The organism is Pseudomonas sp. Marseille-Q5117 (genome assembly GCF_946901175.1).
Lineage (GTDB): Bacteria > Pseudomonadota > Gammaproteobacteria > Pseudomonadales > Pseudomonadaceae > Aquipseudomonas > Aquipseudomonas iranensis.
Genome location: NZ_CAMPPP010000001.1, coordinates 294,984 through 314,828 on the forward strand (window position 1 = coordinate 294,984; position 19,845 = coordinate 314,828).

Consider the following 19,845-nt stretch of genomic DNA (forward strand, 5'->3'; position numbering starts at 1 on the left):
CGCGAAGAGGCCGGCAAGGACACCGAAGATCCAACAGGCCCACAAACAGAAACGCCCCGACAAAATGCCGGGGCGTTTTCATTCAAGCCTGAGGCTTAGCGCGGGAACGCTGGCGGATTCACATCAGCCATGTCTTCCATCACGCGAACCACCTGGCAGCTGTAGCCGAACTCGTTGTCGTACCAGACGTACAGAACGACGCGGTTGTCCTGCACGATGGTCGCTTCAGCATCGACCACACCAGCGTGACGCGAGCCGACGAAGTCGGTCGACACCACTTCCTGCGAATTGACGAAGTCGATCTGCTTGTGCAGCTCGGAGTGCAGCGCCATGTAGCGCAGGTACTCGTTCATCTCTTCACGGGTGGCGGCTTTCTCAAGGTTGAGGTTGAGAATAGCCATCGACACGTTTGGCGTCGGAACGCGGATTGCGTTACCGGTCAGCTTGCCGGCCAGCTCAGGCAGAGCCTTGGCAGCAGCGGTAGCGGCACCGGTCTCGGTGATTACCATGTTCAGCGCGGCGCTACGACCACGGCGATCGCCCTTGTGGAAGTTGTCGATCAGGTTCTGGTCGTTGGTGTACGAGTGAACGGTTTCGACGTGACCGTTGATGATGCCGAACTTGTCGTTGACCGCTTTGAGCACCGGCACGATGGCGTTGGTGGTGCAGGACGCAGCCGAGACGATCTTGTCGTCAGCGGTGATTTCACCGTGGTTGATGCCGTGAACGATGTTCTTCAGCTTGCCCTTGCCAGGCGCGGTCAGAACAACGCGGTCGATACCCGGGCAGGCCAGGTGCTGACCCAGGCCATCGGCGTCACGCCATACACCGGTGTTGTCCACCAGCAGCGCGTCTTTGATGCCGTACTGGGTGTAATCCACCTCGGTCGGGTTCTTCGCGTAGATCACCTGGATCAGGTTACCGTTGGCGGTGATGGTGTTGTTTTCTTCGTCGATGGTAATGGTGCCGTTGAACGAACCGTGTACCGAATCGCGACGCAGCAGGCTGGCGCGTTTGGTCAGGTCGTTCTGGGCGCCTTTGCGCACGACGATGGCGCGCAGACGCAGGCCGTCGCCACCACCGGTTTTCTCGATCAGGATGCGCGCCAGCAGACGGCCGATACGACCGAAGCCGTAAAGAACAACGTCGGTGCCTTTGCGGGCCGAGGCGTTCTGCTGGCCAACCACGTCAGCCATCTCTTCACGCACGAACTGCTCGGCGCTGCGGCCGTTGCCTTCGTTACGGAACTTGAACGCCAGCTTGCCCAGATCCACCGACGCCGCGCCGAGCTTGAGCTCGCTCATGGCCTTGAGCAGTGGGAATGTTTCGTGGACGGAGAGTTCGCTGTCGTCCGAAGAACGGTGGCGAGCAAAGCGGTGAGCTTTGAGAATCGCGATGACAGACTGGTTGATCAGGCTGCGGCCATAGATCGAGCTAACCACGTTGTTATTGCGGTAGAGCTGACCGATAAGCGGGATCATCGCTTCTGCGAGTGCTTCACGGTCGATCCATTCACCAAGACACTGGTCGGGCTTCTGAGTCACGGTAACCTTCCACATGTAGGGGCAGAAAAAAGGGGCTACATTATGCCGCCGACAAGCCCTTTCAGCAATGCGCGCTTGTCGCGCAATCGGTAACAAATTCCCGTTCAAAAAATTTACGCCCTTCTCCAGCCCAATAAAACCGGGGCTTTCAGCGCAGTCAATTTTTCGACGACTGTTAGACGATATCTGTAACCCTCCGTAACACCACCCGGTTTCGGCACTACATAACCATGAAAAAAGTGCTCGTTTTTATGGTTACCACTACATTTCGTCCAAACCATGAAGATAGACGCAGTCTGCAACTGACAGGCGGCACCGGAGGCCGCTACAATTACCGACTTTGTCGCAACGCCTGGAGCTCAACCTTCCGTGCCTGTTCTGCGTCTACCGCTACTCCCTGCCGAAGCAGGTAAACAGCACTGGGGCAATCTGCCCGGTGCCGCCCTCAGCCTGGCGATTGCCGAGGCTGCCAGCGCTGCCAAGCGCTTTACCCTGCTGCTGACCGCCGACAGCCAAAGCGCCGAACGGCTGGAACAGGAGCTGAGTTTCTTCGCCCCGGATTTGCCCGTACTGCATTTCCCCGACTGGGAAACCCTGCCCTACGACTTGTTCTCGCCGCACCAGGACATCATCTCCCAGCGCATCGCCAGCCTGTATCGCCTGCCGGAACTGGCCCACGGCGTGCTGGTGGTTCCGATCACCACCGCTTTGCATCGCTTGGCGCCGACCAAATTCCTCCTCGGCAGCAGCCTGGTGCTGGATATCGGCCAGAAGCTCGACGTCGAACAGATGCGCGCGCGGCTCGAAGCCAGCGGCTATCGCTATGTCGACACGGTGTACGAGCACGGCGAGTTCACCGTACGCGGCGCGCTGATCGACCTGTTCCCGATGGGAAGCAAACTGCCGTATCGCATCGACCTGTTCGATGACGAAATCGAAACCCTGCGCACGTTCGATCCGGAAACCCAGCGTTCGATCGACAAGGTCGAGTCGGTCAAGCTGCTGCCGGCCCGCGAGTTTCCGTTGCAGAAAGACGCAGTCACCCGTTTCAAGGCGCGTTTCCGTGAGCGCTTTGACGTCGATTTTCGCCGCTGCCCGATCTTTCAGGATTTGAGCAGTGGTATCACCCCGGCCGGTATCGAGTACTACCTGCCGCTGTTCTTCGACGAAACCTCGACGCTGTTCGATTACCTGCCCCAGGACACACAAGTATTCTCGCTGCCGGGCATCGAGCAGGCGGCGGAGAACTTCTGGAACGACGTGCGCAATCGTTACGAAGAACGCCGCGTCGATCCTTCGCGTCCTTTATTGCCACCGGCCGAACTGTTCCTGCCGGTGGAAGATTGCTTCGCGCGCCTGAAGAATTGGCCACGGGTCGTCGCAAGTCAGCAAGACGTTGAAAGCGGTGTCGGCCGTGAACGCTTCCCGGCACATGCGCTGCCCGATCTGGCCATCGAAGCCAAGGCCACGCAGCCACTGGCGGCGCTGGCCGGCTTCCTCGAAGAGTTCCCCGGTCGCGTGCTGTTCACCGCTGAATCGGCGGGTCGTCGCGAAGTCCTGCTGGAACTGTTGGAACGCCTGAAGTTGCGGCCGAAAACCGTCGACAGCTGGCCAGACTTCGTTGCCAGCAAGGATCGTCTGGCGATCACCATCGCCCCGCTCGACGAAGGTCTACTGCTCGACGACCCGGCGCTGGCGCTGGTAGCGGAAAGTCCGCTGTTCGGCCAACGGGTCATGCAACGTCGCCGCCGCGAGAAGCGCAGCGACGTCAGCAACGATGCGGTGATCAAGAACCTCACCGAACTGCGCGAAGGCGCGCCGGTGGTGCATATCGATCACGGCGTCGGCCGCTACCTGGGCCTGACGATTCTGGAAATCGACAATCAGGCCGCCGAATTCCTCACCCTCGAATACGCCGAGAACGCCAAGCTCTACGTGCCAGTGGCCAACCTGCACCTGATCGCGCGCTACACCGGCAGCGACGATTCGCTCGCGCCGCTGCACCGCCTCGGCTCGGAAACCTGGCAGAAAGCCAAGCGCAAGGCCGCCGAGCAGGTGCGTGACGTCGCCGCCGAATTGCTCGACATTTACGCCCGTCGTGCCGCCCGTGAAGGTTACGCCTTCGCCGACCCGAAGGCCGATTACGCCACCTTCAGCGCCGGTTTCCCGTTCGAAGAAACACCCGATCAGCAAGCGACCATCGAGGCGGTACGCGAAGACATGCTCGCGCCGAAACCGATGGACCGGCTGGTCTGCGGCGACGTTGGCTTCGGCAAGACCGAAGTGGCCATGCGCGCCGCGTTCATCGCCGTGCACGGCGGTCGTCAGGTGGCGATTCTGGTGCCGACCACCCTGCTCGCCCAGCAGCACTACAACAGTTTCCGCGACCGCTTCGCCGACTGGCCGGTGACCGTGGAAGTGATGAGTCGCTTCAAATCGGCCAAGGAAGTCAACGCGGCGATCGCCGATCTGGCGGAAGGCAAGATCGACATCGTCATCGGCACGCACAAGCTGCTGTCCGACGATGTGAAAATCAAAAACCTCGGGCTGGTGATCATCGACGAAGAGCACCGCTTTGGCGTACGCCAGAAAGAACAGCTCAAGGCCCTGCGCAGCGAAGTCGACATCCTCACCCTGACTGCGACGCCGATTCCGCGCACGCTGAACATGGCGGTGTCGGGCATGCGCGATCTGTCGATCATCGCCACGCCGCCAGCGCGTCGCCTGTCGGTGCGCACCTTCGTCATGGAACAGAACAAGAGCACGGTCAAAGAGGCCCTGCTGCGTGAACTGCTGCGTGGCGGTCAGGTTTACTACCTGCACAACGATGTGAAGACCATCGAAAAATGCGCCGCCGACCTCGCCGAACTGGTGCCGGAAGCGCGCATCGGTATCGGCCACGGGCAGATGCGCGAACGTGAACTCGAACAGGTGATGAGCGACTTCTACCACAAGCGCTTCAACGTGCTGATCGCCTCGACCATCATCGAGACCGGCATCGACGTGCCGAGCGCCAACACCATCATCATCGAACGCGCCGACAAGTTCGGTCTGGCCCAGCTGCACCAGTTGCGTGGTCGTGTCGGCCGCAGTCACCACCAGGCTTACGCCTACCTGCTGACGCCGCCGCGCCAGCAGATCACTTCCGACGCGGAAAAGCGTCTGGAAGCGATCGCCAATACCCAGGACCTCGGCGCCGGTTTCGTGCTGGCCACCAACGACCTGGAAATCCGTGGCGCCGGCGAACTGCTCGGCGATGGTCAGAGCGGGCAGATTCAGGCCGTCGGTTTCACCCTGTACATGGAAATGCTCGAGCGCGCGGTGAAGTCGATCCGCAAGGGCGAGCAGCCGAACCTCGATCAACCGCTTGGTGGCGGCCCGGAAGTCAATCTGCGGGTGCCGGCGCTGATTCCGGAAGATTATCTGCCGGATGTGCATGCGCGGTTGATTCTGTATAAACGCATCGCCTCGGCCACCGACGAGGAAGGCCTCAAGGATCTGCAGGTGGAGATGATCGACCGCTTCGGCCTGTTGCCGGAGCCGACCAAGAACCTGGTGCGGATCACCGCGCTGAAATTGCAGGCGGAAAAGCTCGGCATCAAGAAAGTCGACGGCGGGCCGCAAGGCGGACGTATCGAATTCGAAGCGCAGACGCCGGTTGACCCGATGACCTTGATCAAGCTGATCCAGACGCAGCCCAAGCGCTACAAGTTCGAAGGCGCGACGATGTTTAAATTCCAGGTGCCGATGGAGCGCCCGGAAGAACGTTTCAATACTGTCGAGGCGCTGTTTGAGCGTCTCATCCCGAAATCCGCTTGAAGGACGCCCGATGCGCCTGTTCCGCTCTCTGACTTTGTTGCTTGCACTTGCAGCACCGACGGCGTTTGCCGATGACACCTATCAGGTCGAAATGATCCTGGTGCGCCAGAATGCTGTCCCGGCCATCGTCAGCCGCGCCGCCCCGGAAGACTGGGCCGCAGGCGCCCAGCGTCTGGGCAGCGACAGCCAGCGCACCCCAGCGCTGAATGATGTGGTGAGCAAACTCACCGCCAGCGGCGAGTACACCGTGCTGATGCACAAAGCCTGGCAGCAGAGCCTCGGCGAAGCGCCGGCGAAAGTCGCAGTGAGCGAAGGTCAGGAGCAGTTCGGCCAGTTCCCGATCGAGGGCACGCTGGAAATGAAACTCGGCCGCTTCACCGACGTGACCGCCGATTTCTGGGTCAATCAGATCGACGCCAATGGCCTGGTCACTGCCAGTGAGCGCCTGCGTCAGGACAGCCACACCAAGAACGGCCAGCTCAATTACCTCGACAACGGCCACCTGGCCCTGCTGATCAAGATCACTTCCCTGACCGCGCCAGCGCCTCGCGAAGCGCCTGAAGTCGTGCCGGACTGATCGAAGTCCTTATGCCGCCGCCCCTGAGCAAACCGCTGGCCCCGTCGTGGGTCAGCCGATTCAAAGAACAGAGTCTGGAGCGCGGCCGCCGCTACGCTTTGGAGAATCGGGTGCGCATCGCCCAGGTCGGCGATGCGACCATCACCGCCAGTTGCGAAGGTTCTGGCGGTAGCGTTTACCGACAAACCATCCATCTGCGCGAGTCAGCCAAAGCGACGCTGTTGCTGGTCGACGCCACCTGCACCTGTCCGGTGCGCAGCAACTGCAAACACTGCGCGGCGGTGCTGCTGAAAATCCAGGAAACCCTCGACTACCCCGCCGCCGCGAAAGATGCCGAGCTGCTGGAGAAGCTCCAGGCCGTGCTGGAAAACCGCAGCCCGAAAGCGCCACCGCAAGTGCTGGTGGACAACGTGCAGCCGGTGCCGCGCCTGTGGCTGGCGAGCGTCGAGTTCAGCGCCTTCGAGCCGCGCAACGGCAAGATGCAGCGCTACATTCAGCATCGCGCGGCACTGTCGTTCAGCTATCTGGACGAATACGTCAGCGGGCAAAAACACAGCGATATCCTGATCCGTCAGGAAGCCCAGACCCTGCGAATAAAACGTCACCCGGACGTCGAACAGTCCTACCGCGAACAGTTGCGCATCCTCGGTTTCCGCATCGCCACAAGGCAGAGCAAAGCGCTGCCGGAAAGCGCCGGCGAACTCTACGAGATGGTCAACGACAGCGCCTGGCTGACCTTCACGCTGAATGACTTGCCGAAATTGCGCAGCCAAGGCTGGGAGTTGCAGATCGATGAGGAATTCGGCTTCGACCTGACCGCCGTCGACGACTGGTACGCCACCGTCGAACAGGCGCCGGAGCGCGACTGGTTCGATCTGGAACTGGGCATCATCGTCAACGGCGAGCGCCTGAGCCTGCTGCCGATCCTGCTGAATCTGATGCGCTCGCACACCGAGATCCTCAACCCGGAACGCCTCGCCCGCCGTCGCGATGACGAGCTGATTCTGGTCAACATTCCGCAACGCAGCAGCGAGCATGGGCCGTTGCAAGTGGCGCTGCCGCTCGGTCGCTTGAAGCCGGTATTGATGACGCTGGGCGAGTTCTATTTGCAGGAGCCGGGCGAAACCACCCTGCGCCTGAGCAAGGCCGACGCCACCCGGCTCAATTCGCTGGAAGGCCTGCCGCTGTTGTGGGAAGGCGGCGAGCAGATGCGCACCTTCGCCCAGCGGCTGCGCGACATCCGCGATTTCACGGCCGAAGCGCCGCAAGGTCTGAATGCAACGCTGCGCCCGTATCAGCTTGAAGGCTTGAGCTGGATGCAATCGCTGCGGCAACTGGAAGTCGGCGGGATTCTTGCGGATGACATGGGCCTGGGCAAAACCCTACAGACCCTGGCGCATATTCTCAGCGAGAAGAACGCCGGACGCCTCGATCGTCCGTGCATGGTAGTGATGCCGACCAGCCTGATTCCGAATTGGCTAGATGAAGCGGCGCACTTCACCCCGCAACTGGAAGTCCTCGCACTGTACGGCGCGACGCGAAAAAAGCACTTCGACAATCTGGCCGACTTCGACCTGATCCTCACCACTTACGCCCTGCTGCCCAAGGACGCTGAGCGTCTCGCCAAACAGCCGCTGCATGTTTTGGTGCTGGACGAAGCGCAATACATCAAGAACCCCAACAGCAAAGCCGCCCAGGCCGCGCGCGAGCTGAATGCGCGCCAGCGCCTGTGCCTCAGCGGCACGCCGCTGGAAAACCACTTGGGCGAACTCTGGTCGCTATTCCACTTCCTGTTGCCGGGCTGGCTCGGCGACGTGAAAAGCTTCAATGCCGATTACCGTGTGCCGATCGAAAAGCGCGGCAGTGAAGTCAGACTTCAACACCTTAACGGTCGGATAAAACCGTTTCTGCTGCGCCGCACCAAAGAGCAGGTCGCCACCGAGCTGCCGCCGAAAACCGAGATCATCCACTGGGTCGAACTCAACGAAGCGCAGCGCGACGTATACGAAACCATGCGTTTGGCGATGGACAAGAAAGTCCGTGACGAGATCACCCGCAAAGGCGTGGCACGCAGCCAGATCATCATCCTCGAGGCGCTGCTCAAGCTGCGTCAGGTCTGCTGCGATCTGCGCCTGGTCAACGACGCCACCCTGCCGGCACGCGGCAGCACCTCGGGCAAGCTCGACAGCCTGATGGAAATGCTTGAGGAATTGTTCGAGGAAGGTCGGCGGATTCTGCTGTTCTCGCAATTCACTTCGATGCTGTCATTGATCGAAGAGGAATTGAAAAAACGCAAGATCGCTTACGCCCTCCTCACTGGCCAGACCCGTGACCGGCGCACCCCGGTGAAGGAATTCCAGAGCGGCAAGCGTCAGATCTTTCTGATCAGCCTGAAGGCCGGTGGCGTCGGTTTGAACCTGACCGAAGCCGATACGGTGATTCACTACGACCCGTGGTGGAACCCGGCAACCGAGAATCAGGCGACTGACCGGGCCTATCGAATCGGCCAGGAAAAACCGGTGTTCGTCTACAAGATGATTGCCCGGGGCACGGTAGAAGAGAAGATTCAGCACCTGCAGAAGGAAAAGTCTGACCTGGCAGCAGGCGTGCTCGATGGGCGCAAGGCCGGGGACTGGAAGTTGCAGAGCGATGATATCGAAGCGCTGTTTGCGCCGTTGCCGGACAAGATCGACAAGCGCTGAAAGCGGCGTCGCTGGCCAGATAGCTTTTCGCGAGCAGGCTCGCTCCCACACGATCCAGATTCACTGAAGATCAAATGTGGGAGCGAGCCCGCTCGCGAATGGCCCCACTGCGATTCAAACCCCTCAATCCCTGGTAACCGGCAAAGGCGCAAACAGCGCCTCGATATCACTCTGTTCCAGTTTGAATCCACCCGTCGTGCCACCCTCCAGTACCGCCCCGGCCAGCGCAGCCTTCTCCTGCTGCAACGCCTGGATCTTCTCTTCGACGGTGCCTTTGGCAATCAACTTGTAGACGAACACCGGATTGTTCTGCCCGATGCGATACGCCCGGTCCGTCGCTTGGTTCTCCACCGCCGGGTTCCACCACGGATCGAAGTGAATCACCGTGTCCGCCGCCGTCAGGTTCAGACCAGTGCCCCCGGCTTTGAGGCTGATCAGGAACAACGGCACCTTGCCGCCCTGGAAATCCCTCACCGGCGTGCGCCGATCGGTGGTGTCGCCGGTCAGCAATGAGTAGGCAAGCCCGCGTTGCTGCAACTCCTGCTCGATCAGCGCCAGCATCGAGGTGAATTGGGAAAACAGCAGAATGCGCCGACCTTCGCCGAGCAATTCTTCGAGCATCTCCATCAGGCTGATCAGCTTGCCGCTGCCCGAGCGCAACGCTTTCGCCGTCAGCGGCATATTGACCAGGCGTAGATCGCAGCAGACCTGGCGCAGCTTGAGCAGCGCATCGAGGATGATGATCTGACTGCGCGCCACGCCGCTGCGGGCGATTTCGTCGCGGACCTTTTTGTCCATCGCCACACGCACCGTCTCATAGACGTCGCGCTGACCATCGCTGAGTTCGACCCAATGAATGATCTCGGTTTTCGGCGGCAACTCGGTGGCGACCTGATCCTTCTTGCGCCGCAGCAAAAACGGCTTGATGCGTGCGGTCAGGTGCTGCATGCGCTGCACATTGCCGTGCTTCTCGATCGGCGTGCGGTAATCGCGGTTGAAGGATTTGCTGTCGCCGAGCCAGCCGGGCATGAGGAAATGGAACTGCGACCACAGCTCACCGAGGTGGTTTTCCAGCGGCGTACCGCTCAGACACAAGCGCTGACGGGCCTGCAAGTCACGGGCGGCCTGGGCGGCTTTGCTCAGCGGGTTCTTGATGTTCTGCGCTTCGTCGAGAATCAGCACGCTCCACGACTGCGGCTGCAAGATTTCCAGATCCCTGGGCAGCAATGCATAAGTGGTCAGCACCAAGTCGTATTCGCCCAGATTGGCAAAGTCCTTTTGCCGCCCGCTGCCGTGCAGCGCCAGGACTTTCAACTGCGGCGTGAAGCGCTCGGCTTCGTCGAGCCAGTTGGGAATCAGGCTGGTCGGCATCACCGCCAGTGCCGGACAGTCCAGACGCCCGGCGTGTTTCTCCGTAAGCAGATGCGCCAGGGTCTGCAGGGTTTTACCCAGGCCCATGTCATCGCCCAGAATGCCGCCGACCTCCAGCTCGCGCAGGGTCTGCATCCAGTTCAGGCCTTCGAGTTGATACGGGCGCAGCTGCGCGTTGAGGCCGGCCGGCGCAGCAACCTGGGCGTGGCTGGAATTCTGCAGACGCTTGGCAAAAGTGCGCAGACGTTCGCCGCCCTGCCAGTCCAGCGGCACGCCATCGAGCATACTCAGGCGCGCGGCGTCTGGAGCGGTCAAACGCAGCGCATCGCCTTGGTGTCCGCCCAGGTACAGCTCGCCGAGCGTCGCCATCAGCGGTTTGACCCGACTCAGCGGCAACGCGACTTTCGCGCCCGCCGGCTCGCCAAAACCGCTGGGCTTGAGCTCGATCAGGATTTTTTCATCATCGCTGCGCTGCGCCAGATTGACCGGGTCGAGCAAGCGCGGCTGGGTCCGCAACAGGTGCAGAAGGATCGGCAGCAAGCTGTAACGTTCGCCGTTGACGACGATACCCAACTGCAGATCAAACCACTGATGTGTGGCCTCTTCTTCGACCTCGGCGTACCACTGTTCAACCGGTTGTACATCGAAATGGAAACCGGGACTGATCTCGATTTTCCAATCTGCGGCGCGCAGTGTGGCTAGCCCTTCGTGCATGAACCCGAGCCAGGCGGAATCATCCGGCAAGGTAAACATCTCGCCGGGACGATCCATGGCGCTCTTGCGCGTGGCTTTCTTGAAGCCATGTTTTTGCAGGTTCTGGCGCAGCTTCTTTTCCAGCGCCGGTTGACGCTGAATGCGCTGGGTTTCGCTGCCGTTGAGGATCATCACTTCCGGGTTGCGATCCACCGCCGGATGACCGTTGTAGGTAAACAGCAGAGCGGCGCGGTGCTCCAGCACATATTCCCAGCGCGAGCGTTCTCGGCCGCTGACCAGGGTCAATTGCGGCTGCGGCAGCACGTCATCGATGATCCGTTCGGTGAGCTTGTGCGGTGGCGCAATTTGGGTCGCCGCGCTCATGCGATGGCTGAACTGCATGGCCTGTCGCGCCGGAATGTCCGGCGCCAGGGTCAAATGGCAGGCGAGCTTTTCTTCCAGCTCAGTGAACAGCGGGCCAACCTGGCGCTGCTCACGATCAACGTAATAAAGCGGCTCCAGCGCCAGCACGGTTTCCTGCGCGGCTTCGGCACTGCTCCATTGCGCGCGGAATCCGCCGTCAGCCCGCTCGGCCCAAGAGAACTGACCGACGCGTTTCGCCCCCGGTGTCAGCGCTCGCAGGTCTTCGAAGTCGAGGAACAGCCGCGAGGTGCGCAGGAGCATTTCCAGCAGTTCGGCGCCACTGCTGCCTTCCAGCGGATAGCCGCTGTAATAGGCGTGATGGGAATGCATGGCGACCAACAGCCGGGCGATGCGCAGATCCAGCTCGGACAGGTAGCCGGGCTGGCGCATGAGCATTTCCGCGAGCGAGTACATCGGTTTGACCTCGCGTAACTCGCCGCTCTTGAGCTGGTAAACCTTGAAAATATCCAGCAGCCACTTGCCGTTCGCAGACGTCGGTTTGAGCTTGTAAAACAGACGCGTACCTGCGGTTTGCGCACTTTCTTCAGCGGGCTTGGCCGGCACGGGAATTGTCGAAAGCCAATGCTCCAGCGCTCGTCCCAACGGGGTCTGCGCGTCACTTCCAGACGCATCCTCGCCAGTGCCCAGCAGGTGATAGAGCACCGCTGCGCTGTGCTTGCAGTCGATTGCAACAGGACAGCTGCACAGGCAACGCAGGTTTACCGACCCCAGCCGATCTTCGGACAGATAAATGCTTTGCTCATACGCCTGAAGTTGCGAGCCGACGCAGAACGCCTCTATCTTCCTGTCATCGATCTCGAGGATCTCGACCCGGTCATCGGCAGCATAAGCCCGGGCCTTGGCCAACGCCTTGCTACTGAATGCGTGGGTCCATGTCAGCCCTTTGAGCCGCTCGATGAAAATGCTCATGGACAGTCCTTAGCTGGTCAGCACCCGGGCCAACGTTGATTTCACCTTGCCCATGCCGTCGTGCAGGGCCTGCTCGATTTCGGCCATGGTGATGACTTCGGTGGTTTTGCCGGCTGCAGGATTCACCACCAGCGCCAGACAGGCGTAATCCAGATCCAGCTCACGCGCCAGCGCTGCTTCCGGCATGCCGGTCATGCCGACGATGTCGCAGCCGTCACGCTCCAGTCGCACGATCTCGGCGACCGTTTCCAGACGCGGTCCCTGGGTGCAGGCGTACACGCCTTGATCGCTGTATTCGCAGCCTTCGGCGGCGACCGCGGCAATCAGTTGCTGACGCAACGGCTCGCTGTAGGGAAAGCTGAAATCGATGTGGGTGACGTGCTCCAGATCATCGGCGAAATAGGTGTGCTCGCGCCCACTGGTGTAGTCGACGATCTGGTGCGGCACGCAGAAATGCCCGGTGCCCATGGCCGGATGGATCCCGCCAACGGCATTTACGGCGATGATCGCTTCGGCACCCGCCTGCTTCAGCGCCCAGAGGTTGGCGCGGTAGTTGACCTTGTGCGGCGGGAAACGATGCGGGTGACCGTGTCGGGCGAGGAACAGCACTTCCTTGCCGGCGTATTCACCAATCTGCACCTCGGCCGAAGGCGCGCCGTACGGGGTGTCGACTGCCAGCGACTGGCGAATGCTCAGGCCTTCGAGCTGAGTCAGGCCAGTGCCACCGATGATTGCGTAAACGGTCATAACGAAAAATCCTTACTCGATCAGTTGAGCGTCTTTGAGCGCGCCGAGGGCGGTGAGCCAACGCGGGTCCTGACGATAATCGGTGCTGGCGAAGGCCTGCCCGCGCATCTTCGCGATGCGCGCGGAAGGCTTGACCTTCATACGCTGGGCGGCACTCAACGCCAGCTCGGCTGCCGCGCGGTCGTTGCACACCAGACCCATGTCGCAACCGGCACTCAGCGCGGCTTCGATGCGGCTGGCAGCGTCGCCGACCACGTGGGCGCCGGCCATCGACAGATCATCGCTGAAGATCACGCCATCGAACTGCAACTCGCCGCGCAGGATGTCCTGCAGCCAGCGTCGGGAGAAACCGGCGGGCTGCGAGTCGACTTGCGGATAGATGACGTGGGCCGGCATGACGGCGGCCAGCTGCTTGCTCAAACGGGCGAAGGGCACCAGATCATTGGCGCGGATTTCGTCGAGACTGCGCTCGTCGTTCGGAATCGCCACATGGGAGTCGGCTTCGGCCCAGCCGTGTCCCGGGAAATGCTTGCCGGTGGCGGCCATGCCCGCGCTGTTCATGCCGCGAATGAATGCACCGGCGAGCAAGGCTGCGCGCTCGGGATCGCCTTCGAATGAACGGGTACCGACCACAGCGCTGCGCTGATAGTCCAGGTCCAGCACCGGGGCGAAACTCAGGTCGAGCCCGACTGCCAGCACTTCGGTGGCCATGATCCAGCCGCATTGCTCGGCGAGATACTCTGCATTCGGGTTATCGGCGATGGCGCGCATCGCTGGCAGACGGACGAAACCCTGACGCAGACGCTGCACGCGCCCGCCCTCTTGATCCACCGCCAGCAGCAGATCCGGGCGAATCGCGCGGATCGCGGCGCTGAGTTCGCGCACCTGGCGTGGATGCTCGATGTTGCGGGCGAAAATGATCAGGCCGCCCACTTCGGGCTGACGCAACAATTGGCGATCTTCGGCCGTCAGCCAGGTACCGGCGACGTCCACCATCAACGAGCCTTGCAGGCCAGCAGTCATAGAGATTCCTTGAAAACGAAAAACCCGATCTGCTTGCATTGGCTACCGTGGGCATTGCCCGGACGGTCAGCAGAATTCATGCAGATCGGGTTCAGTACGAGAGTCGGCATGGCCGGCTAGCTTAGCGGATACCAGCTGCCGCGCCCACCCGTGCGCGGTCAGACCTTGGCGGCGACCGGCATGGATTTGCTGCGCGGACGCAATTGTGCGCTGGCCATGGCTGTATCGGTGACGCCGGTTTCGGCGCGCATGCCGGCAGCGAGGAACGGCACCATCAGGCGCATCACTTGTTCGATCGAGGTATTGACGCCGAAATCGGTCTCGGCAATCGCACGCAAGGCCTTGATCCCGGACATGCTGAACGCAGCGGCGCCAAGCATGAAGTGCACGCGCCAGAACAGTTCGATCGGCGGAATGCGTGGCGCCGCTTCATTGACCAGCAGCATGTAGCGGCGGAACACCTTGCCGTACATGTCTTCCAGATAACGTCGCAAGTGGCCCTGGCTTTGACTGAACGCGAGGCCGAGCAAGCGCATGAAGATCGACAGGTCATTACCGCTGCGAGGCTGCACGACGAGCGCTTGCTCGACGAGAATTTCCAGCAGCTCCTCGAGGGTCGGCTTGTTCTCAGGCTTGGCCTGACGGCGCTCCAGCTCTTTATCGAGGCTGACGCAGAACGGCCCGAGAAAGCGAGAGAACACAGCTTGGATCAGCGCTTTTTTCGAGCCGAAGTGATAATTCACCGCAGCCAGATTGACGCCAGCCTTGCTGGTGATCAAACGCAATGAGGTTTCAGCGAATCCTTTCTCCGCGAACAACTGCTCGGCAGCATCAAGAATGCGTTCAACGGTTTCCGACTGGGCCATGGCTACTCCGCCTGACAAACACTTGTTTGAAACATACGTTTCAGCCTGTGCCTTGTCAAGCCTGCCGGTTCGTTTTGGGAATGGTCGGTCAGCTATTTAACCACACAAGGCGCCGGCATTAATAAGTGCTCTGCGCGACCGCTCGGCGGGCGGCAAAAAAACGCCCATTGCCAAGACCGCTTCACTGTATATAATCCCAGTCACTGTATAAAAAGACAGAGCGATCAATATGCTAAAGCTGACGCCACGCCAAGCCGAGATTCTGGCCTTTATCAAACGTTGCCTCGAAGACAACGGCTATCCGCCCACCCGTGCGGAAATCGCTCAGGAACTGGGTTTCAAATCGCCAAATGCAGCGGAGGAACATCTCAAGGCCCTGGCCCGCAAGGGCGCGATCGAGATGACCCCGGGCGCTTCCCGCGGCATCCGTATTCCCGGCTTTGAAGCCAAGGCCGACGACTCCACCCTGCCGATCATTGGCCGAGTGGCTGCCGGCGCGCCGATCCTCGCCCAGCAGCACATCGAAGAATCCTGCAACATCAACCCGACCTTCTTCCATCCTCGCGCCGACTACCTGTTGCGTGTGCACGGCATGAGCATGAAGGACATCGGCATCTTCGACGGCGACTTGCTGGCAGTTCACACTACTCGCGAAGCGCGTAACGGTCAGGTTGTGGTTGCCCGCATCGGCGACGAAGTGACGGTCAAACGCTTCAAGCGTGAAGGCAGCAAAGTCTGGCTGATCGCTGAAAACCCCGAGTTCGCCCCTATCGAAGTCGACCTGAAAGATCAGGAACTGGTGATCGAAGGCTTGAGTGTCGGCGTCATTCGCCGCTAAAGGAGGCTCCATGCAGTTCCCACACACACCTCAGCAAACACAACTGCCTTTGTTTGAAGCGTTTCTGGCGCAGCCGATAGCGCCGATCCTCAAAGAAGTGGTCGAGCGTGATTGGAATGCCAAACCTGACGCCTTCAGTGAGCTATCGCTGCGCGGTGCGGCCGGGAACTGCCTGAACCTGCTCGCGCCGATCCTGCGTGAGCTCAGCGAGGATCAGGATGCTCGCTGGCTGACGCTGATCGCCCCACCCGCCAGCCTGACGCAAACCTGGCTGCGCGATGCCGGCCTGAATCGCGAACGCATTCTACTGCTGCAACCGCGCGGCACTCAAAGTGCTCAGCAACTGGCGTGCGAAGCGTTGCGACTGGGGCGCAGCCACACCGTGGTGACATGGCTAAACCCGTTGAATGCCAATTCGCGGCAACAACTGATCAGCGCCGCGCGTACGGGCGAAGCTCAGAGCCTGAACATTCGTTTGGGTTGATTGATGGTAATGCGCGCTGTGTGAAGCGCAGGGCTTCTCCAGGGACAGAGAAGCCGATCTGAAGCGCACGCGACCGAGAAAAGGCCAAAGCGTGAATCAATGAAGAACCCGCGGCCCCTCTTCCTTATCAAACTCGCCTTCAACCATACGACCCGCCATCTGCACGCCAACGCTCAACATCGCTTTGGCGATTTCAACGTGCTGGCCCTGCAGGAACGCTTTAGCATCCTCGGAGAAATCCAGCGTCACCAGAGAACCTTCGTCCTCAGCCCTGCGCAGTTCGATTCGGCCGTCTGGTAACTCGACAATTTCTAGAAAGGACGTTGGCATATAGGTCTGTTCTCCACGAAAGGCAGCGATTATATAGACATCATTCGAGCTTCGCTCAGGATCTTGACCAGCAGCATGTTTCAGATTACCACTGCGCCAAACTACCTCAGCACTCGTTCAAGCCTTCCCGGAAACGCAGGGCCAGGCCCTTGAGGTTCTGCCGCCAGCTCTCCAGCTCATCTCGACTGAGCTCTTCTGGCGCCTCTTCTTCATCAAGATTAATCGCTTGAATCAGCGGCTGCGTCACATCACCTTTCGGCTTGCGTGGCGCCCTCGGTGGCTGAAACAGTGCTGCGTGCGCCGCCAGCAGTTTCGCCAGCCAGGTTTCCGGATTACCGGCCAGCTCGACCATTTCCGCCAGCTCCGGGATCGCTATGGATTCCAGCACGTCGCGCCTCAGCAACTCCTCCGCCCTCGGCGAATTGGCCTGCGGCAGACGATAAAAGCCAGCGATCTCATGACACAAGCCCAGCAGTGCGCCGTAGAGGTGAAACAGCGCCGACTCACGCCCGGCCTGGATCAGCGCCAGAGAATTCATCGCCCGCCCTTCTTCAGCACGAGCCAGAGCTTCGAGTGACAGGCCGGCGAAATAGATCTTCTGGTTGGTGCGGGTATAGAGTTCGTGGGCCATGACGGCAGCCTCCACAACGAAATAATTGCTTCACACAGGTGGGACAGTGTCGTGGATCAGCCGATGCCACCGCAAGCACAAAACAAAAAGGCCGCATGAAACCCTCAAGGTTTCATGCGGCCTTTTCGCTGTTCAGACTAGCGCTTACTCAGCCTTGGCCTTTGCGCTGCGCTTGTCTTCAACAGTCCACTTGCCACCGTCGTAATACGCCTTCCAGCCTGTCGGTTTGCCATCGACTTCGGTCTGGACGTATTGCTCCTTGGTCTTGCGGCTGTAGCGAATGACCGCTGGCAGACCGTCAGGATCCTTTTGCGGAGCCTCGCACAGGAAGTGGTACTTCGGATCGATCTCGTCCTTGTGCGGCAGAATCTCGATCACCAGCGGAGCGCGAGTCTCGCGGTTTTTCGGGAACTGACTGGCGGCCAGGAACAGACCGGAGGCACCGTCGCGCAAGATGTAGGTGTCGTTGACCTTTTCGCATTTCAGCTCAGGCATCTTCACCGGATCCATCTTCGGCGGCGCCGCGTCACCGCTCTTCAGCAGCTTGCGGGTGTTCTTGCACTCCGGGTTGGTGCATCCGAAGAACTTGCCGAAACGGCCGGTCTTGAGCTGCATTTCACTGCCGCACTTATCGCATTCCAGACTCGGACCTTCATAGCCCTTGATGCGATAGCTGCCCTCTTCAATTTCGTAACCGGCGCAATCCGGGTTGTTGCCGCAGATGTGCAACTTGCGCTTTTCGTCCAGCAGGTAGGCGTCCATCGCCGTGCTGCAGATCGGGCAGCGATGCTTGCCACGCAGTACCAGCGATTCCGATTCGCCCTCGTCGTCCGCTGCGATTTCATCGCCCGGCACCAGATTGACGGTGGCCTTGCAGCGCTCTTTCGGCGGCAGGCTGTAGCCCGAGCAGCCGAGGAACACGCCAGTCGAGGCAGTACGAATCTGCATCGGACGACCGCACGTGGTGCACGGAATGTCAGTCATGACCGGCTGGTTGGCGCGCATGCCGCTGTCCGGGTTTTCCGCTACTTCGAGTTTCTTCTTGAAGTCGCCGTAAAACTCGTCCAGCACATTTTTCCAGTCGCGCTCGCCATGCGCCACGTCATCGAGGTTCTCTTCCATGCCGGCAGTGAAGCCGTAGTCCATGAGATTGGAGAAGCTCTCCGACAGACGCTCGGTAACAATGTCGCCCATCTTTTCCGAGTAGAAACGACGGTTGTGCAGGGTCACATAACCGCGATCCTGAATGGTCGAAATGATCGCAGCGTAGGTCGAAGGACGACCGATGCCGCGCTTTTCCATTTCCTTGACCAGACTGGCCTCGGAGTAACGCGCCGGTGGCTTGGTGAAATGCTGCGACGGATCGAGCTTGATCAGCTTCATCACATCGCCCTGGGCCATGTCCGGCAGCACGTCATCATCGCCAGGCTTGGCAATCTGCGGCATCACCCGGGTGTAACCGTCGAACTTGAGGATACGGCCCTTGGCGCGCAGTTCGAAGTCGCCAGCGCCGACGCTGACGGTGGTCGACAGGTACTGCGCCGGCAGCATCTGGCAGGCGAGGAACTGGCGCCAGATCAGCTCGTACAGACGCTCGGCATCACGCTCCATGCCCGCCAGCTTGCTTGGCGTAGTGTTGGCGTCGGACGGACGAATCGCTTCGTGAGCCTCTTGCGCGCCTTCTTTGCTGCTGTAGACGTTCGGCGATTCCGGCAGGTATTTCTTGCCGAATTCGTCCTCGATGTAAGTGCGCGCCATCGCCACGGCGTCGGCCGAGAGATTGGTCGAGTCGGTACGCATGTAAGTGATGTAGCCGGCTTCGTACAGACGCTGGGCCATCATCATGGTTTTCTTCACGCCGAAACCAAGGCGGTTGCTCGCAGCCTGCTGCAAGGTCGACGTGATGAACGGCGCCGAGGGTTTGCTGCTGGTCGGCTTGTCTTCGCGCTTGACGATGCTGTAGCTGGAAGACTTGAGCTTCTCCAGCGCAGCCATGGCCTGGGCTTCGTTCAGCGGCTTGAAGGCTTCGCCTTTTTCGCGAGCCACTTCGAAACGCACGGTCGAGCCTTTGGCAGTGCCGAGATCGGCATGCACTTCCCAGTATTCTTCGGGATTGAACGCACGGATTTCGCGCTCACGCTCGACCACCAGTTTCACGGCAACCGATTGCACGCGACCGGCGGACAGGCCACGGGCGATCTTGGCCCACAGCAGCGGCGAGACCATGTAGCCGACGACGCGGTCGAGGAAGCGACGCGCCTGCTGGGCGTTGACGCGATCGATGTCCAGCTCACCCGGCTCGGAGAAGGCTTCCTGAATCGCCTTCTTGGTAATTTCGTTGAACACCACGCGCTTGTAGCGGCTGTCGTCACCACCGATGGCTTCGCGCAGGTGCCAGGCAATGGCTTCCCCCTCGCGATCCAAGTCGGTTGCGAGATAGATGGTGTCAGCATCCTTGGCGAGCCGGCGCAGCTCTTCGATGACCTTCTCTTTGCCGGGAAGGATCTCGTACTGGGCTTTCCAGCCATGCTCGGGATCGACACCCATGCGCGAAACCAGCTGCTTGCGCGCTTTGTCTTTCGGCGAGAGCACCGGACCTTCGCCCGCAGCCGCCTTGCCGCGTTTGGCGGCGGGCTCTTTGCTGGCGCTAGCCGAACCGCTGGTGGGCAGGTCTCGGATATGGCCGATACTCGACTTCACCACGTATTGGTTACCCAGATACTTGTTGATGGTCTTGGCCTTAGCCGGGGATTCCACAATGACCAGCGATTTGCCCATGGATCAGAAAATTCCTGAATTCTAGAAGTGAAAGGCGGTTGGCGCCTGACGCGGCACCGCTATATATAGTTGATACAAGGTGAGGTCAA

The 19,845-nt window shown here is 60.4% G+C and carries 13 protein-coding genes; 5 read left to right on the forward strand and 8 right to left on the reverse strand.

Annotated elements, in window-relative coordinates; genetic code table 11:
- Positions 1-95: 95 nt before the first annotated feature.
- Complete coding sequence (locus OC605_RS01450; RefSeq protein ID WP_262136130.1) at positions 96-1,559, reverse strand: glyceraldehyde-3-phosphate dehydrogenase; 1,464 nt, start codon at positions 1,557-1,559, stop codon at positions 96-98.
- Between the two features lie 354 nt (positions 1,560-1,913).
- Between OC605_RS01450 and mfd the strand changes: the two genes are divergently transcribed.
- The 3 genes from mfd to OC605_RS01465 are packed head-to-tail and all read left to right on the forward strand — an operon-like array spanning position 1,914 to position 8,642.
- On the forward strand, positions 1,914-5,363 hold the full coding sequence (gene mfd, locus OC605_RS01455; protein ID WP_024013632.1) for a transcription-repair coupling factor: 3,450 nt from the start codon (positions 1,914-1,916) through the stop codon (positions 5,361-5,363).
- Between the two features lie 10 nt (positions 5,364-5,373).
- On the forward strand, positions 5,374-5,940 hold the full coding sequence (locus OC605_RS01460) for a CsiV family protein (RefSeq protein ID WP_071173055.1): 567 nt from the start codon (positions 5,374-5,376) through the stop codon (positions 5,938-5,940).
- Positions 5,941-5,951: 11 nt separating this feature from the next.
- The gene (locus tag OC605_RS01465) at positions 5,952-8,642 is read left to right on the forward strand and encodes a DEAD/DEAH box helicase (protein ID WP_262136131.1); all 2,691 of its coding nucleotides are present in this window, start codon (positions 5,952-5,954) and stop codon (positions 8,640-8,642) included.
- A 123-nt stretch (positions 8,643-8,765) separates the two neighbouring features.
- On the opposite strand, the gene OC605_RS01470 is transcribed toward OC605_RS01465, so the two are convergent.
- From OC605_RS01470 to OC605_RS01485, 4 genes are all read right to left on the reverse strand, one after another.
- Positions 8,766-12,059 (reverse strand): DEAD/DEAH box helicase, encoded by a 3,294-nt coding sequence (locus OC605_RS01470; protein WP_262136132.1) that lies wholly within the window; start codon positions 12,057-12,059, stop codon positions 8,766-8,768.
- 9 nt (positions 12,060-12,068) lie between these two features.
- On the reverse strand, positions 12,069-12,806 hold the full coding sequence (locus OC605_RS01475; protein WP_186566102.1) for an S-methyl-5'-thioinosine phosphorylase: 738 nt from the start codon (positions 12,804-12,806) through the stop codon (positions 12,069-12,071).
- Between the two features lie 12 nt (positions 12,807-12,818).
- Entirely contained in the window at positions 12,819-13,829 is a 1,011-nt protein-coding gene (nagZ, locus tag OC605_RS01480; protein ID WP_262136133.1) for a beta-N-acetylhexosaminidase, read from the reverse strand.
- Positions 13,830-13,987: 158 nt separating this feature from the next.
- Positions 13,988-14,695: a TetR/AcrR family transcriptional regulator gene (locus tag OC605_RS01485; protein ID WP_016775489.1), complete on the reverse strand. Its 708-nt coding sequence runs from the start codon at positions 14,693-14,695 to the stop codon at positions 13,988-13,990.
- A 229-nt stretch (positions 14,696-14,924) separates the two neighbouring features.
- On the opposite strand from OC605_RS01485, the gene lexA reads away from it, so the two are divergent.
- Both lexA and sulA read left to right on the forward strand, forming a co-directional pair.
- Positions 14,925-15,533, forward strand: a complete 609-nt coding sequence (gene lexA, locus OC605_RS01490; protein ID WP_016775490.1) for a transcriptional repressor LexA — start codon at positions 14,925-14,927, stop codon at positions 15,531-15,533.
- 10 nt (positions 15,534-15,543) lie between these two features.
- Positions 15,544-16,017, forward strand: a complete 474-nt coding sequence (gene sulA / locus OC605_RS01495) for an SOS-induced cell division inhibitor SulA (RefSeq protein ID WP_133340504.1) — start codon at positions 15,544-15,546, stop codon at positions 16,015-16,017.
- A gap of 96 nt (positions 16,018-16,113) precedes the next feature.
- On the opposite strand, the gene OC605_RS01500 is transcribed toward sulA, so the two are convergent.
- The 3 genes from OC605_RS01500 to topA form a co-directional block, all read right to left on the reverse strand.
- Positions 16,114-16,347: a hypothetical protein gene (locus tag OC605_RS01500; RefSeq protein ID WP_003226592.1), complete on the reverse strand. Its 234-nt coding sequence runs from the start codon at positions 16,345-16,347 to the stop codon at positions 16,114-16,116.
- A gap of 106 nt (positions 16,348-16,453) precedes the next feature.
- Positions 16,454-16,978 carry a DUF6586 family protein gene (locus OC605_RS01505; RefSeq protein WP_217852144.1) on the reverse strand — a complete coding sequence of 175 codons (525 nt, stop codon included), beginning with the start codon at positions 16,976-16,978 and terminating at the stop codon, positions 16,454-16,456.
- Between the two features lie 144 nt (positions 16,979-17,122).
- Positions 17,123-19,756 carry a type I DNA topoisomerase gene (gene topA, locus OC605_RS01510; protein ID WP_262136134.1) on the reverse strand — a complete coding sequence of 878 codons (2,634 nt, stop codon included), beginning with the start codon at positions 19,754-19,756 and terminating at the stop codon, positions 17,123-17,125.
- Between the last annotated feature and the right edge of the window lie 89 nt (positions 19,757-19,845).

Bases quoted from the DNA above. Each gene is read 5' to 3' on its own strand.
- OC605_RS01475 (WP_186566102.1), bottom strand. From the start codon at position 12,806: ATGACCGTTTACGCAATCATCGGTGGCACTGGCCTGACTCAGCTCGAA.
- OC605_RS01485 (WP_016775489.1), bottom strand. From the start codon at position 14,695: ATGGCCCAGTCGGAAACCGTTGAACGCATTCTTGATGCTGCCGAGCAG.
- topA (WP_262136134.1), bottom strand. From the start codon at position 19,756: ATGGGCAAATCGCTGGTCATTGTGGAATCCCCGGCTAAGGCCAAGACC.
- OC605_RS01505 (WP_217852144.1), bottom strand. From the start codon at position 16,978: ATGGCCCACGAACTCTATACCCGCACCAACCAGAAGATCTATTTCGCC.
- nagZ (WP_262136133.1), bottom strand. From the start codon at position 13,829: ATGACTGCTGGCCTGCAAGGCTCGTTGATGGTGGACGTCGCCGGTACC.
- sulA (WP_133340504.1), top strand. From the start codon at position 15,544: ATGCAGTTCCCACACACACCTCAGCAAACACAACTGCCTTTGTTTGAA.
- lexA (WP_016775490.1), top strand. From the start codon at position 14,925: ATGCTAAAGCTGACGCCACGCCAAGCCGAGATTCTGGCCTTTATCAAA.
- OC605_RS01450 (WP_262136130.1), bottom strand. From the start codon at position 1,559: ATGTGGAAGGTTACCGTGACTCAGAAGCCCGACCAGTGTCTTGGTGAA.
- OC605_RS01470 (WP_262136132.1), bottom strand. From the start codon at position 12,059: ATGAGCATTTTCATCGAGCGGCTCAAAGGGCTGACATGGACCCACGCA.
- OC605_RS01465 (WP_262136131.1), top strand. From the start codon at position 5,952: ATGCCGCCGCCCCTGAGCAAACCGCTGGCCCCGTCGTGGGTCAGCCGA.
- OC605_RS01500 (WP_003226592.1), bottom strand. From the start codon at position 16,347: ATGCCAACGTCCTTTCTAGAAATTGTCGAGTTACCAGACGGCCGAATC.
- OC605_RS01460 (WP_071173055.1), top strand. From the start codon at position 5,374: ATGCGCCTGTTCCGCTCTCTGACTTTGTTGCTTGCACTTGCAGCACCG.